At 39.0% G+C, this 12920-nt stretch carries 14 protein-coding genes; 3 read left to right on the top strand and 11 right to left on the bottom strand.

Translation table 11 applies throughout. The annotated features are described in order from the left end of the window. Position 1: 1 nt before the first annotated feature. The 10 genes from NUV40_01440 to NUV40_01395 form a co-directional block, all read right to left on the bottom strand. Positions 2–265, bottom strand: coding sequence for a hypothetical protein (locus NUV40_01440; GenBank protein MCR4342550.1), 264 nt, complete (start codon positions 263–265; stop codon positions 2–4). Positions 266–521: 256 nt separating this feature from the next. Continuing rightward, complete coding sequence (locus tag NUV40_01435) at positions 522–1001, bottom strand: hypothetical protein (GenBank protein MCR4342549.1); 480 nt, start codon at positions 999–1001, stop codon at positions 522–524. A 35-nt stretch (positions 1002–1036) separates the two neighbouring features. Further along, positions 1037–1285: a hypothetical protein gene (locus NUV40_01430; protein MCR4342548.1), complete on the bottom strand. Its 249-nt coding sequence runs from the start codon at positions 1283–1285 to the stop codon at positions 1037–1039. 35 nt (positions 1286–1320) lie between these two features. Further along, on the bottom strand, positions 1321–1617 hold the full coding sequence (locus NUV40_01425) for a hypothetical protein (protein MCR4342547.1): 297 nt from the start codon (positions 1615–1617) through the stop codon (positions 1321–1323). After that, positions 1614–1862: a hypothetical protein gene (locus NUV40_01420; protein MCR4342546.1), complete on the bottom strand. Its 249-nt coding sequence runs from the start codon at positions 1860–1862 to the stop codon at positions 1614–1616. The genes NUV40_01425 and NUV40_01420 overlap by 4 nt, the downstream gene beginning before the upstream one ends. Positions 1863–1984: 122 nt before the next feature. Continuing rightward, on the bottom strand, positions 1985–4489 hold the full coding sequence (gene secA / locus NUV40_01415; protein ID MCR4342545.1) for a preprotein translocase subunit SecA: 2505 nt from the start codon (positions 4487–4489) through the stop codon (positions 1985–1987). 343 nt (positions 4490–4832) lie between these two features. Continuing rightward, positions 4833–5780 carry a UDP-N-acetylmuramate dehydrogenase gene (murB, locus tag NUV40_01410; GenBank protein ID MCR4342544.1) on the bottom strand — a complete coding sequence of 316 codons (948 nt, stop codon included), beginning with the start codon at positions 5778–5780 and terminating at the stop codon, positions 4833–4835. Between the two features lie 279 nt (positions 5781–6059). Beyond that, positions 6060–6971, bottom strand: a complete 912-nt coding sequence (locus NUV40_01405) for an SDR family oxidoreductase (protein MCR4342543.1) — start codon at positions 6969–6971, stop codon at positions 6060–6062. A gap of 17 nt (positions 6972–6988) precedes the next feature. Further along, positions 6989–9187 carry an O-antigen ligase family protein gene (locus tag NUV40_01400; GenBank protein MCR4342542.1) on the bottom strand — a complete coding sequence of 733 codons (2199 nt, stop codon included), beginning with the start codon at positions 9185–9187 and terminating at the stop codon, positions 6989–6991. After that, positions 9184–9420: a ferredoxin gene (locus NUV40_01395; GenBank protein ID MCR4342541.1), complete on the bottom strand. Its 237-nt coding sequence runs from the start codon at positions 9418–9420 to the stop codon at positions 9184–9186. The genes NUV40_01400 and NUV40_01395 overlap by 4 nt, the downstream gene beginning before the upstream one ends. 71 nt (positions 9421–9491) lie before the next feature. Between NUV40_01395 and NUV40_01390 the strand changes: the two genes are divergently transcribed. The 3 genes from NUV40_01390 to NUV40_01380 are packed head-to-tail and all read left to right on the top strand — an operon-like array spanning position 9492 to position 11526. Then, entirely contained in the window at positions 9492–9662 is a 171-nt protein-coding gene (locus NUV40_01390; protein ID MCR4342540.1) for a Trm112 family protein, read from the top strand. A gap of 20 nt (positions 9663–9682) precedes the next feature. Further along, positions 9683–10546, top strand: coding sequence for a glycosyltransferase family 2 protein (locus NUV40_01385; protein MCR4342539.1), 864 nt, complete (start codon positions 9683–9685; stop codon positions 10544–10546). Further along, positions 10546–11526, top strand: coding sequence for a flippase-like domain-containing protein (locus NUV40_01380; protein ID MCR4342538.1), 981 nt, complete (start codon positions 10546–10548; stop codon positions 11524–11526). The genes NUV40_01385 and NUV40_01380 overlap by 1 nt, the downstream gene beginning before the upstream one ends. On the opposite strand, the gene NUV40_01375 is transcribed toward NUV40_01380, so the two are convergent. Beyond that, positions 11455–12918, bottom strand: coding sequence for a B12-binding domain-containing radical SAM protein (locus NUV40_01375; GenBank protein MCR4342537.1), 1464 nt, complete (start codon positions 12916–12918; stop codon positions 11455–11457). The genes NUV40_01380 and NUV40_01375 overlap by 72 nt on opposite strands. Positions 12919–12920: the final 2 nt, after the last annotated feature.

Genomic DNA, 12920 nt, shown 5'->3' with positions numbered 1-12920 from the left:
GTTAGGCATTGACCGCTTCAGGCTGGTTTGCTATGCTAAAGACATAGATAGGTGAGAGCTCTGCGAAAGCAGGGCTTTTGCCTTTTTTAAGCAGGGCCTGATCGGTCTTGTTTTTAATTAATTCCTTTCGAGTCCTTTCGACTAAGAAGGCCTCGGTAGCATATAGGGCTGTAATAAACCCTGAATGTCTTTCGGCATCTCGGACGCTCATGCTTCCAAGCATCCGACTCATGTAGTCCCGGTGGGACTTGAGTGTTATTTCCATGATTGTGTTTTGTTCCTTTCCCTCTGCTCCAACTTCGGCTTTCGCCGAGCTCCCTTTCGGGAAGAGGTTCTGGGTTAGTTCTTATAGCTGTGCTCCAACTCGTCCCGCTTGGCGGGAGATCCCTTCTCGCTTCGGCAGAAGCGGGTCGGGAACAGTTATAAGGTTATTAATGTGCTTGATTCTTGAGGGTCGACCTTTTGCTTTTATTTTTAGCCCCTCATCTCTGATCTCGATTCATCGAGAGCAGAGTCAGTTGCTAACTTTTGAAATGCTTTCGAAGTTCTTTTGGGATTTCTTTTAATCCTCGCCTCAGACCTCGCGCGACTTTTTCTTTGATGTAGCTGTCGTATTCTCCTTTGACTTTCCGTTTGATCGGCAGGCCATGTTCTTTCAGCGTCTTATATGCCCACTCGGTAGCGTTGTGTTCGGCCAGCGATCTCGGCACTCCGCTCGAGTAGTCCGCTTTCTCCGCTACGATGTGTCCTATTTCGTGCAGGAGGGTGAAGAATGACTTGTATCCTTTTGGCACAGCATCGAGGCAGACGATTCGCTTCTTGGTATGAGCGTGGGCTCGGCTGTGTTTCGTCTCCCGTCCCCATCCTCGGCAGTCGCACTTGTAGCAGGCCGTTATCTGGTGCTCTTCGAGGATTTCCCGGCCGGTCTTTTCGTACCATTCGGATTTCGCTTTTCTGGCCTCTTGAAACTTCTTGAGTTTTTCTTGCCATTCGTTTGTCATAGTGATGTTGGTTTTAGATTTTCAATGTTCGACCTTTATTTCGATCCCTTGAGGTACTTAATGAGTTCCTCGAGCAGGGCATCGTATATCTTTCCGTAGGCGTAATCGGTAAGTTTGGGATCGTCTACGAAATCCACTGTCAGCTTTCCCATCAGTTCGCCGGTTTCGTCTCCGAGGTCATCGATGATCTGATCGGCGATTCGGTTTTTTACGATGTCGGTGATTCTGCTTCTCATCGCTCGAATCTCCTTATCGATGGATTTTTTCAATTGTGCTTTTGTCATGGTTGTAATTTTTAATTGGTTTATTAATTCGACCTTTAGAAATAAATCGGGAAGTGCGCTTTGATGTAATCTTCGGCTTCTTCTCGTTGGTGAAGATCCTCTGGATCGGGATCGACCTCGCCTGATCCGCCGCAGTGACTGCATGTTTGGGTTTCTTCGTCCTTGATCTCGCCGGCCTCTTGGCTTGCCGGTATCGAGGTTGAGCCGGTCCCGTCACATTCCTCGCATGCTCGCTTCCCGCCTTTTTCGATGTACTCGGTTATCTTTTCTTCTTTGAAGTCCTCGGGGAGATCATCCCAGTCGAGGACAAATTGGTATTTGTCGTAGTTCATATTTTTTTATTGGTTGTGGATAACTTTTGCTGGTGTTCGACCTTTGAGGGCATGGCAAACCCTTCCTCATTCCTTTCGAGGAGTCCTTGCCAGACCCACTTCTGCACCAGTTGGTTGAGTCGCTGGACAGTGATGTTGAACTCTCTGGCGACTTCCGCCTGAGTCCTTCCGCTGGCCAGCAACTTCTTGATCTGCTGGTTTCGCTTCGATTTTTCTAAGTGTGAATTTCTCATGTTTGTGCTCATATTTTTATTGGTTAATTCCCGTGACACTTTCTGTTGGTAATACAAAAACCCGATGTCTCGTAAGACATCGGGTTTGAGCTTTTGGCTTAAATTCCCGGTTTTAAAGGTTTTTTAGGCTTCCCTCATGACCCATGACACTTTTTATATTTTTTTCCACTACCACACGGACAGGGATCATTGCGTCCGACTTTGCCAAACTGGCTTCCGCTTCTTGCGGAATTGCCAGTTTGAGCATCCGCCTTGGGAGGATTGCTACCACCTATCAGTGCGCCGCTTTTGTGCACTTCTTCAAGTTTTTTCTTCTCTTCCATAAAGACACCCCCACCCATATGAGGAACAAGTTTTATCAGATTAGAATCTATTGTCTCTTCAAGCTCATGGAAAAGTCGTAAACCTTCATTCTTGTATTCAATCAAAGGATCTCTCTGACCGAAAGCCCGAAGTCTCACAGAAGAACGCACATAATCCATCGCTTCCAAATGCTCAAGCCAAAGCATATCAATATTCTGTAACATAGTCATTCTTAAGTTTTTAAAAAATAACTCGTCGCCCATCTCTTCTCTTTTTTTAATAACAACATCAAATAACTCCTCATAATTTTTATAAACATCCTCTATATTAGCAAGTAAAGAATCTCTATCTCCTAAGAGCGCATTCCTCCTCCTGGAATATATAGCTTTCCTCTGTTTATTTAAAACATCGTCATACTCTAAAATATGTTTCCTAGAGTCAAAATTCATTCCCTCTATTTTAGTCTGAGCCGCTTCAAGAGATTTTGTGACTAATCTATTTTCAATAGGCTGGTCTTCTGGGATGCCAAACCTGCCCATCATAGACTTAATACGGTCCGAACCAAAGACCCTCATTAAGTCATCCTCAAGAGACACATAAAATCGTGTCTCTCCTGGGTCGCCTTGCCTGCCGGAACGTCCTCTTAACTGGTTATCTATGCGTCTTGCTTCATGTCGCCCTGTACCTATCACATAAAGACCGCCAAGTTCTTTCACTTTTTCTTGTTCCTCTTTATCAGGAGGATTGCCGCCTAAGACAACGTCCACTCCTCGGCCGGCCATATTGGTGGCAATAGTCACTCTGCCAAGCTTTCCTGCTTGGGCTATGATCTCTCCTTCTTTTTCATGATTCTTTGCATTTAAAACTTCGTGTGGCACGCCCTCTTTCTTTAACAGCAATGAAAGATATTCATTTCTCTCTATGGAGACTGTTCCCACAAGCACAGGCTGGTCTTTGCCGTGGAGCTCTTTCACTTTCTCCGCCACTGCCTTAAACCTTCCCCCTGATGTCTGAAAAATAAAATCCTCATTGTCTTTTCTCAATAAAGGCTTGTTCGTAGGGATAGAAGCAACATCCAAATTGTAGACTTTGTGAAATTCTTCGGCTGAAGTCATGGCGGTTCCCGTCATGCCGGAAAGCTTCTCATACATCCTAAAATAATTTTGGAAAGTAACGCTTGCAAAAGTCCGGCTTTCTCTTTGCACAGAAACTCCTTCTTTTGCTTCAACAGCCTGATGAAGACCCTCCGACCAGCGTCTGCCCGGCTGAAGCCTCCCCGTAAATTCATCTACTATTATCACTTCGTCATTTTTAACCACATAATCTTTATCCCTTTCAAAGAGCGCCTTGGCGCGAACGGCGGTCTCCAGGTGGTGCACATATTTAATTCCTTTCTCGGTATAGATATTTCCTATACCAAGAATTTTTTCCGCTTTATCTATCCCCTCCTCTGTCAAAGATATAGCGCGAAGCTTTTCATCAACTTCATAATCTTCCTCTCTATTCATCTTCTCGGCAATCTTAGCAAATGTCTTATAAAGATCCTCTGACTCAGCCGACGGGGCGGAGATGATGAGAGGCGTCCTTGCTTCGTCTATCAATATAGAGTCAATCTCATCAACAATCGCATAATGAAAATCTCTCTGAGACAACTCGCTTTCATTATAGACAATGTTGTCTCTCAAATAATCAAAACCAAACTCATTATTAGTGCCATAAGTTATATCAGCTGAATAAGCCTTCCTCCTGGAACACGGTTTCAAAAACTCATGAACAACTTGGTAACTTCCTTTCTCGTCTCTTTCTTTATCCAAGTCATTTTTTTCATGAGTTGGATCATATAAGAAAGAAGATTCGTGATTTATGCATCCTACAGAAAGACCAAGATAATGATAAACTTGTCCCATCCATACAGCATCTCTTCTTGAAAGATAATCATTAACAGTAACAACATGAACTCCTTTTCCAGAGAGTGCGTTAAGATATGCAGGAAGAGTGGCAACAAGAGTTTTACCTTCTCCTGTTTTCATCTCAGCAATTCCTCCTTTATGGAGCACTATACCGCCTAATAACTGAACATCATAATGCCTCTGTCCAAGAGTCCTTTTTGCCGCTTCTCTTACTAGGGCAAAAGCATCAGGTAAAATATCATCCAGCGTTTCTCCTTTTGATATTCTGTCTTTTAATTCAATTGTTTTTAAAGGGAGATCTTCATCTTTCAGAGTACTGATATCAATTTCTATATCGTTGATTTTAAGCACAAGATTTCGGCCTTCTTTGAGTAAAGGGCTTTCCTTATTAAAAATGCTATTATTTATTTTAGATAAAAATGACATATTAGTCCTATATATTAGCATGTATTTAAGCAAACTAAAACCCCCGCCTTGGCGGGGGTTAAAGCTTTGCGCTTTATCTTATTTTTTTCTCTTTGCTGGTTTTCTTTTTGCAGTCTTTTTCTTTGCAGCTTTCTTTACAGTCTTTTTCTTCGCAGCTTTTCTTTTTGTAGCCATTTTATTTTAAAACTTAAAAATTTATAATAACATCGACCTTTTGAAATGTTATTTCAAGTTCTTTAATATAATTATCTTTCTTTAAGAGAATAAAAACAACAAAAAAAAATCAAAACTGTGGATAACTTTTCAAAAAATAAATTATTAAAATAAATTATTTTTTTTAAATTTAAAAATTCCCAACCAGCTGAACTTCTTCTTCAATTTTAATTTTAAATTTTTCATAAACTTTTTTCTTGCAAAGCTCAGCTAGTGATCTTACATCTTTCGCTGTCGCGTTCCCTTTATTCAAAATATAATTGCAGTGCTTTTCTGACACAAAAGCTTCTCCTATATTCACTCCGGACAATCCAGCCTCTTGTATTAAAAAGCCGGCTGGCAATTTATATTTATTTTCCACTTTTTTAAACAGAGGAAAAGTTGAGATCAATTTCTCTTTATCTATACCAATATTATCCCAGGAAATATTTTTAAAGAAGCACCCGGCTGACTTGCCGCAGTAATCACAAGACGAGGCGCGCGACTTTGTATTCTCAATCATAATATTTCTTATCTCATCTTCTTTGCCTTGTTTCATCTTCAATACGACAGACAAAATAATAAATCTGGGATCTTTTTTAAACAGAGATTCCCTATAATCAAAAAGACATTCTTCCCTATTAAATTTTTTAACAGCCAAAGTATCAAGGTTAATGGTTTCCACTTCTTCAATATTAAGAGAGATGCTCTTTCCAAACGCTCCGGCATTGCCACGGACGGCTCCACCGACAGTTCCTGGTATACCGACCGCCCACTCAAGTCCGGAGAGTGAATGCTCTGCCGAAGACTGTACAAGCTTCGCCAAACTTTCACCGGAAGATGCAACAATTCTCAGACCATCAATTGATAATCCTTTAATTTGAATCCTTATAACAAGTCCCGCAAAACCGGAATCGGAAATTAAAACATTAGAACCTCCGCCTAAAATAAAAATTAGCAACCCCTTATCTTTTGCCCATAGAAGCGCGTCAAAAAGTTCCTGTTTATCGGAAACAGAGACAAAATAACGCGCGATACCGCCCACTTTAAAAGTAGTGAAGGGCGCTAAGGAGATATTTTCTTCAATCTTCATTATCATATTAATTCCAACCCACTAAAGGAGCGATGAGGCTAACTCCAAAAATGTTTAATTATATGAGCGCTTATCATCGCTCCTTTATCAGGTTGGAAAATCTTATCTATCTTACCTAGCTATAATACTACAAGAAACACGTCTGAAACACAATATGTATATAGAAACACAAAGCCCGCCGTGAGGCGGGCCAAGTGCAAACATTTTTGGATTCCTAATTATTGATAAAAAGGAACACTCATATATTTAATATGTATCATAAATAAATAAATAAGTCAAGCGATTTTAAAGATATAATCTTTTTAACTCTTCAATTCCCTCTTCTAAAGAGACTTTCGGCTCCCAACCTAGAATATTTTTTGCTTTAGAATTATCGGCAAGTGTATGCTTTGGCTCAAGCCGAGGCTCGCAAAATTCAGTCGGTCCGCCTATTAAAGAAGCGACTTGATTGACGCTAAAATTCCTGCCAGCACCGATGTTAAATACCTCTCCTTTTCCAACTTTGTCACTTTCCATAGCCAAAATATTAGCCATTACAACATCTCTAACATTGGTAAAGTCTCTAGTCTGCTCTCCATCCGGAACAACAGTCATAGGCTTTCCTTCTTTTTTCTGCTTTAAGAATTTCCCTATCACAAGAGCATAAGCGCCGTCCGCGTTAAAACGAGGACCGTAGACATTGAAATAACGAAGAGAAACTGTCGGCAAACCATAAACCCTACTGAAAACCCGGCATTTTAATTCGCCTATATACTTTTGCAGGCCATAAGGACTAATTGGATTTGCAGGCATTTCTTCATGAAGAGGCATCATATTCTGATCTCCGTAAGCAGAACTTGAAGCAGAATAGATAAACTTCTTCACGCCAGCATCCTTTGCTGCAACCAATAGATTTAATGTTCCATTGACATTAACATCATGTGTCTCAATCGGATTTTCTATTGAATACTGCACCCGAGGAAGCGCCGCCAAATGAAATACGTATCGAGTTCCATCAACAATTTTTTTAACAGCTTCAAAGTTTCTTATATCCTCCTTATGCAAAACCGCTTTAGGATTTACATTCTCTACCTTGCCGTTTGAAAGATTATCTATTATGTGAACATCAAATTCCCTTTCGATAAGTTCATCTACTAAATGAGAGCCTATAAAGCCGGCTCCTCCAGTTACCACTACTTTTATCTTTTTATTTTCCATATTTTATATTTTACAGATTAAGGTTTTCTCCCGGCTTTAATTTCATTTATATAATACTCTCCTTGCGCTTTAAATTCAGGCATCAATTTGATTGCCTCTTCAATTTCCCTTATCGCCTCACCCTTCATGCCAAGCTCTGAATAAGCGGCCGCTAAGCTTACATGATATTGAGCATTCATAGGGTCTGAATTTACAAGCGCGATCCAAGTATCTTTAACTTTTTCAAAATTACCCACCATAAAATAAGCTGTTGCAAGATTAGTGCTTGGGATATCCTTACCGTAATAATACTTCTCTATAATTTCATTGACATATTCTTGTTTTTTCGCAATAGCAGCCATTATCGCAAAATTTTTTACTGCCTCTCCATAGTCCCTATCAAGGTTATAGGCAATTTCTGCCGCCTCAAACGCATCTTCCGGCTTATTGGCTTTTACATAAGTGTCAGCCAAAGCAAAATAAACAGCTTGTTTTGTCGGCGCAAGAGCTTGCGCCTTAGTCAGTCTTTCAAGCGATTTTTCAACTTGACCGGACTTATTATAAAGCGATCCGGCAAAGAGATAATATCTTAAATCTTTAGGACTCCTCTCTATCTGCTTGTCAATTTCAGATGTTGCCATATTAAGAATTTTTATTTTTTCTTCATCTGAGAAATTATCTGAAGATCTTGCTTTATTGGCATAATCAGAGAGTTGATCCACCGCCTCAGCAGTACCGAAAGTATTCAAAGAAATCACGCGTTTAAAATTATCCAGCACAACACTTGAACTTTGACCTGTCCCGGAATATCTTAATGTATCAATAAGATTTTTAGCAGCTAGCGCGGGCTTTAGATTTACAAAATAAAGAGAAGTCAAAACAAACATAAAAGCCAAAATGACAACAGAATATCCCAAAAGACTAGGTTCATTTTTACTTAGATCAATTTTTTGAGAAATAGCGCCCTCTTCACTATATTGATAACTTATATATCCTAGTATGCTGAAGAATAAAAAATATGAAATTAAATTATCAAACACGAAAAGATTATGAAAACCATAAGCGGCAAAAACGGCAAAAATCGCCGCGATTTCAAAAATACTCATTCTTCCTTTCTTGTAAAGCTTCCATGCCATAAATAGAGAAGTGACAAATATTGAAAGATAAGCTAGAAGCCCGAGTATTCCGGCAGTTGTAAGCCAATCAAAGAAGACATTATGCGCTCTGTCAAACCATTGCTCTTGCCCCCAAAGTCGCGGATCATAATATTTATTGAACAAAAGATTATAATTCTCTGGACCCCAACCTAAGATCGGATGCTCTTTAAATCCTTTTATAGACATGTTCCATATCAGGAACCTGGACTCAACCGTTTTCTCTGTCAAAGATATGGAAGAAAGTCTATTTAGAACTGGACTCTTGGCAACAAACGAAGAATCTTTAACGGCTATAAAAAGACCCGTTGCCAGAACCACAACGATAATTGCGCCTAGCGAGAACCTGCGGACATTTTTATTTTTAGTCAAAAGACCGGCAACAATACCAAAAGTAACAAGCCCGACAAGGAATCCTAAAATAGCGCCTCTCGTGGCAGTATAATAAAGTATCGGCAAACTGATTACCGCTAGACCGGCATATAAATATTTTATCTTAGTGTCCGAAGACCTAAGATAAAGAATAGTTAGTATAAAAAGCTGAAATATAACAAAGATAGCCAAATAAGAAGCATTGCCAAAAGTGGAATCAAGCCTAGTTGAACCTTGATGTATCTTAAACGCTCCAAAAAGCTGAAAATAAGCATAAAGAATAGCTAATGTGCCGAAGGCAACAATACTTCTAAAAAGCCATAGCCAATCTTCTTTCAGTCTTAACGAACTTATTGCTATTATAAAATACAAAAATAAATGTATATGCCCCACTAACCCTTCCATTCTCTCAAAATTAGACCAAAAACTGCGATAAGGATTCTCCCCAAAAATAGTTGCTAAAGATAATACAAAAAGAGTCGCTCCTAAAGCGAGAAGAACGGGAGTCTTTCTCGGTCTATAACTCTTATCAAATACAGCCAAGACAACCCATAATAAAAATATAATTTCAACAACTGTTCTAAAGAAAAAATTTTTCCCTGTTATAAAAGGAAAAAAGAACATACTAGAAACAATCAGGAAAATGACGGGGAGGATGAAAATACCGCCCCTAACAACATAAGATAAAATTTTTAATTCTTTTTGCTTCATTTATTTTCCATAACTTTAATAACTTGCACCGGACAAGCTTCTTCAGCGTCTTTATTGCAACCGACTTCGTCAATATCAAGCTCATAATCCCCTTTCTCATTCTTCTTTCCGCCTATTATCTCCGCCTTATCGTCATCGCCCATCTTCCAGAATTTAGGGCAAACAGCCACACAGCTCCCACAGCCTATGCACCCCTCATGGTCCTGATATATTTTTGTCTTTTTTTTAGACATATATCTCTATAAAATATAACAATCAGAACCAATTGTCAAAACGCCAAAATAAGTATAGAATTTAATTGTTTATGAAAGACAATCAAAATAAAAAAGAAATTAATCCGAATCTCCTCCAAATATTAGTCTGTCCAACAGATAAAGGAAAGCTGGAATACAACGATAAAGAGAATAGTCTCCTCTGTCTAAAATGCGGGAAAAAATATGAAATAAAGGACGAAATCCCAATACTTTTAAATTAAAAATATAAAAAATAACTAATATGGTAAAATTTTCAATCATAATACCTGTCTATAATGAGGGCGAAAGCGCAAGACGCACTCTTGAAGACTTAAAAACTTTTTTAAATAAAAACACAGGAGAGCATGAGATAATAGCAGTTGATGACGGGTCAAACCAAAAAACTAAAAATGTATTAAAACAAATAGAAGGTATCAAACTCATAACTCATGACAAAAACCGCGGATACGGAGCGACGCTAAAAACCGGCGTTAAAAATTCATCTTATGATTGGGTGATGTTTTTTGACTCAGACGGACAGCACAAAACAGATTATATACTTGAGCTTTTAGAGCACACTGACAATTACGACATGATTGTAGGAGAAAGAACGGCTTACAAAGGCCCTACCTTTAGACAGCCAGGTAAAAGATTTTTAAAAGCGCTAGCCGAATATTTAGTCAACGCAGAAATACCAGACCTAAACTCAGGTTTTAGATTGGTAAAAAAGAGCGGCTTCTTTAGATTCATGCATCTCTTTCCTAACTCATTTTCCCTCACAACAACCATAACATTGGCTTTCTTCAGAGAAGGGCTGAATGTAAAATATATTCCAATAACCATAAACAAAAGGAATGAAGAATCAAAGAGTACTGTTAAGACAAAACACGGACTCCAAACAATTCTCCTGATATTAAGGATGATAATGCTTTTCAATCCCCTCAAAATATTTTTACCGGCCAGTTTTGTTCTATTTCTGCTGGGGGTGTCATTCTCTCTATATGGGATAGTATCCTTTGGGAAATTCCCGATATCCGGACTTCTCATCCTTCTGACCAGTTTCTTAATCTTCTTTAACGGACTCTTGGCCGACCAGACATCCACAATAATGAGAAATGAAAAATAATGACCTTCAAGCACTATTTTCAATTTATCGGCCTCGTCATTTTCGCCATCGTCTTATACAGAATAGATATAAACAAGAGTCTCGAGATAGCGCTAAGCGCCAATGTCTTTATCATCTTCTTATCTCTACTCTTGGGCATACCAGCCATAATTTTGAGGAATATAAGATGGCAAAAATTACTAAAAAACGAAGGGGTGAATATACCTTTCATGGAGTCTCTTTTTATATATTTCTACGCAGTCTTCTGGGGAGCAATCACACCGGCCAAACTAGGCGAACTTGTAAAAATACTCTTTCTCAATAAGAAGCATATCTCCTGGGGCAAATCGGCGGCCAGCGTCATCTTTGACAGATTATTTGATATGGTGACGATTCTACTGCTCGGGATTACAGGCGTACTGCTATTTTTCAAAGATATCAATGGGATCACTTATGTTCTGACAGCGATGCTGGGAATAATAATAATCATTATCTTGATCTTTGTTCTAAATAAAAATATATTAAAGAAAGTTTTATTCAAGATACTAAAGAAGCTTGCTAAACGCCAAGAGAGTATCACTCATTCTAAAATCCAAGATATAGCTGAAAAAGAGATTGACGATCTGTTTGCTTCATTTAAAAAACCGACGATCCTCATCATCCAAAATTTACTGATAACTCTCGTCGCTTGGGGTTTTTATTTCTTCCAATTATATTTATTGACCGTAGCACTCAACCTAAAGATCGATTTACTGACCGCCTTCTTGATAGCTGCCATAATTACATCACTTAACTTAATACCGATCTCCATATCGGGGATAGGTACAAGAGACATATCATTGATATTTTTATTTTCTCAAATAGGACTGTCTAGCCCTGAGGCAATATCATTCTCCGTCTTAATTCTTTTTACTTTTTTTGTAAATAGTTTATTTGGCTGGCTTTGCGGATTTTTTATAGAAAAGAATCCACTTAAGGTGCGTCCAAGCAACGTCAGTTAAGACCTTAACATCGTGGAAACTTCTTATTCCTTTTAGCATATTCCAGACAGCTTTTGGTCTTAAATAAAACTCTTTGTAAGCCCTTTTCATGCTATTTACAATCTCTTCACTTGAGAAATCAGGATAATCTACGATAGCTGAATAATTCTGATCAAAATCTTCCCAGTTACTGCTTGTAAGCCAGCCTTCTTCAGTGACAAGCTTAAAGAAATCCGTACCAGGGTAAGGAGAAGCAACTGCAAAATTAGCCAGAGTTAAGGGTAATTCTTTAGCTAACTTGATTGTCTCATCTACAGTTCCCTTATTTTCTCCGGGTAGACCTATTATAAAGTAACCCCACACCTTGATACCGGCACGGGCGGCATTATTAACACTCTCTCGTATCTTCTCTATGGTAATATCTTTCCTGGCATTATCTAAAACTTTCTGAGAACCTGACTCTAGGCCAAACATTACCATCTCGCATCCGGCTCTTTTCATCCACTCAAGCGTTTCAAAGTCCACAGTATCTACTCTGGAGTTACACATCCATCTTATACCTAAATTTTCATTAACCATTCTTTTGCATAACTCAATAATCTCTTTCTTATTTACAGTAAAAGTATCTGAGTGAAATAAAATATTTTTAATGCCAAGCTTCTTTAGGTATCTTAACTCCGCAAGAATACTGTCATTTGAACGTTGCCTAAAAATTCTATTCCAAGCAATCGGCGAACGGCAAAACATACAACGGAAAGGGCACCCCCTCGAAGCTGTAACGAAAGTAAATTTAGAGCCGATAAAAGGAAGATTATACTTCTCTATAGGCATAAGCTCATGAAGAGGGATAGGGAGAGAATCAAGATCTTTTATCAAAGGCCTCTTTTCATTAGCAATAGCTTCCCCGCTTTCTTTTCTGTAAGCAATACCTTTCACGAGAGATAAATCTCCTCCTTTCTCAACAACATCCACAAGCTCTGACAGAGTCTCCTCAGCTTCGCCTTCAATTACAAAATCAAGGTCTTTGAATTTCTCTATACTCTCTTTCGGCAAAGCAGTGACATGAGAACCGACAGCGATGCTCTTGGCGCCAACCTTCTTAGCAATACTCGCTACTCTCATATCATTTGAGATAGTGGAGCTTATAGCATTAAAAAGGATATAATCCGGTTTTTTCTTATCTATAATTTCCTCAAAATTCCCTCCTAGCTCACTCCAATGAATCTCGTCAGCAATACAATCCATCAGGTCTACGCTGAAACCTTTATCCTTCATAACCGCTGCCAAATAAGCCAGGTTTGTCTGTGGCCAGATTGTCTTCTCGCGCGTCTTTCGGCCAGAGCGGTCCAAATCTCTTATAACCATTACCCCAAGTTCGGGCGTGGGCGGGTTTATAAAAATTATTTTTTTCATAT

This window comes from Patescibacteria group bacterium (assembly GCA_024654625.1).
Lineage (GTDB): Bacteria > Patescibacteriota > Minisyncoccia.
Note: the sequence above shows the minus strand (reverse complement) of the source record. Positions and strands in the feature narration are given on the sequence as shown.

What these genes read in the sequence shown, in the direction of transcription:
- murB (MCR4342544.1), bottom strand. Translation starts at nt 5,780, where the DNA reads ATGATAATGAAGATTGAAGAAAATATCTCCTTAGCGCCCTTCACTACT.
- NUV40_01385 (MCR4342539.1), top strand. Translation starts at nt 9,683, where the DNA reads ATGGTAAAATTTTCAATCATAATACCTGTCTATAATGAGGGCGAAAGC.
- NUV40_01435 (MCR4342549.1), bottom strand. Translation starts at nt 1,001, where the DNA reads ATGACAAACGAATGGCAAGAAAAACTCAAGAAGTTTCAAGAGGCCAGA.
- NUV40_01375 (MCR4342537.1), bottom strand. Translation starts at nt 12,918, where the DNA reads ATGAAAAAAATAATTTTTATAAACCCGCCCACGCCCGAACTTGGGGTA.
- NUV40_01380 (MCR4342538.1), top strand. Translation starts at nt 10,546, where the DNA reads ATGACCTTCAAGCACTATTTTCAATTTATCGGCCTCGTCATTTTCGCC.
- NUV40_01400 (MCR4342542.1), bottom strand. Translation starts at nt 9,187, where the DNA reads ATGAAGCAAAAAGAATTAAAAATTTTATCTTATGTTGTTAGGGGCGGT.
- NUV40_01395 (MCR4342541.1), bottom strand. Translation starts at nt 9,420, where the DNA reads ATGTCTAAAAAAAAGACAAAAATATATCAGGACCATGAGGGGTGCATA.
- NUV40_01430 (MCR4342548.1), bottom strand. Translation starts at nt 1,285, where the DNA reads ATGACAAAAGCACAATTGAAAAAATCCATCGATAAGGAGATTCGAGCG.
- NUV40_01425 (MCR4342547.1), bottom strand. Translation starts at nt 1,617, where the DNA reads ATGAACTACGACAAATACCAATTTGTCCTCGACTGGGATGATCTCCCC.
- secA (MCR4342545.1), bottom strand. Translation starts at nt 4,489, where the DNA reads ATGTCATTTTTATCTAAAATAAATAATAGCATTTTTAATAAGGAAAGC.
- NUV40_01420 (MCR4342546.1), bottom strand. Translation starts at nt 1,862, where the DNA reads ATGAGCACAAACATGAGAAATTCACACTTAGAAAAATCGAAGCGAAAC.
- NUV40_01390 (MCR4342540.1), top strand. Translation starts at nt 9,492, where the DNA reads ATGAAAGACAATCAAAATAAAAAAGAAATTAATCCGAATCTCCTCCAA.
- NUV40_01440 (MCR4342550.1), bottom strand. Translation starts at nt 265, where the DNA reads ATGGAAATAACACTCAAGTCCCACCGGGACTACATGAGTCGGATGCTT.
- NUV40_01405 (MCR4342543.1), bottom strand. Translation starts at nt 6,971, where the DNA reads ATGGAAAATAAAAAGATAAAAGTAGTGGTAACTGGAGGAGCCGGCTTT.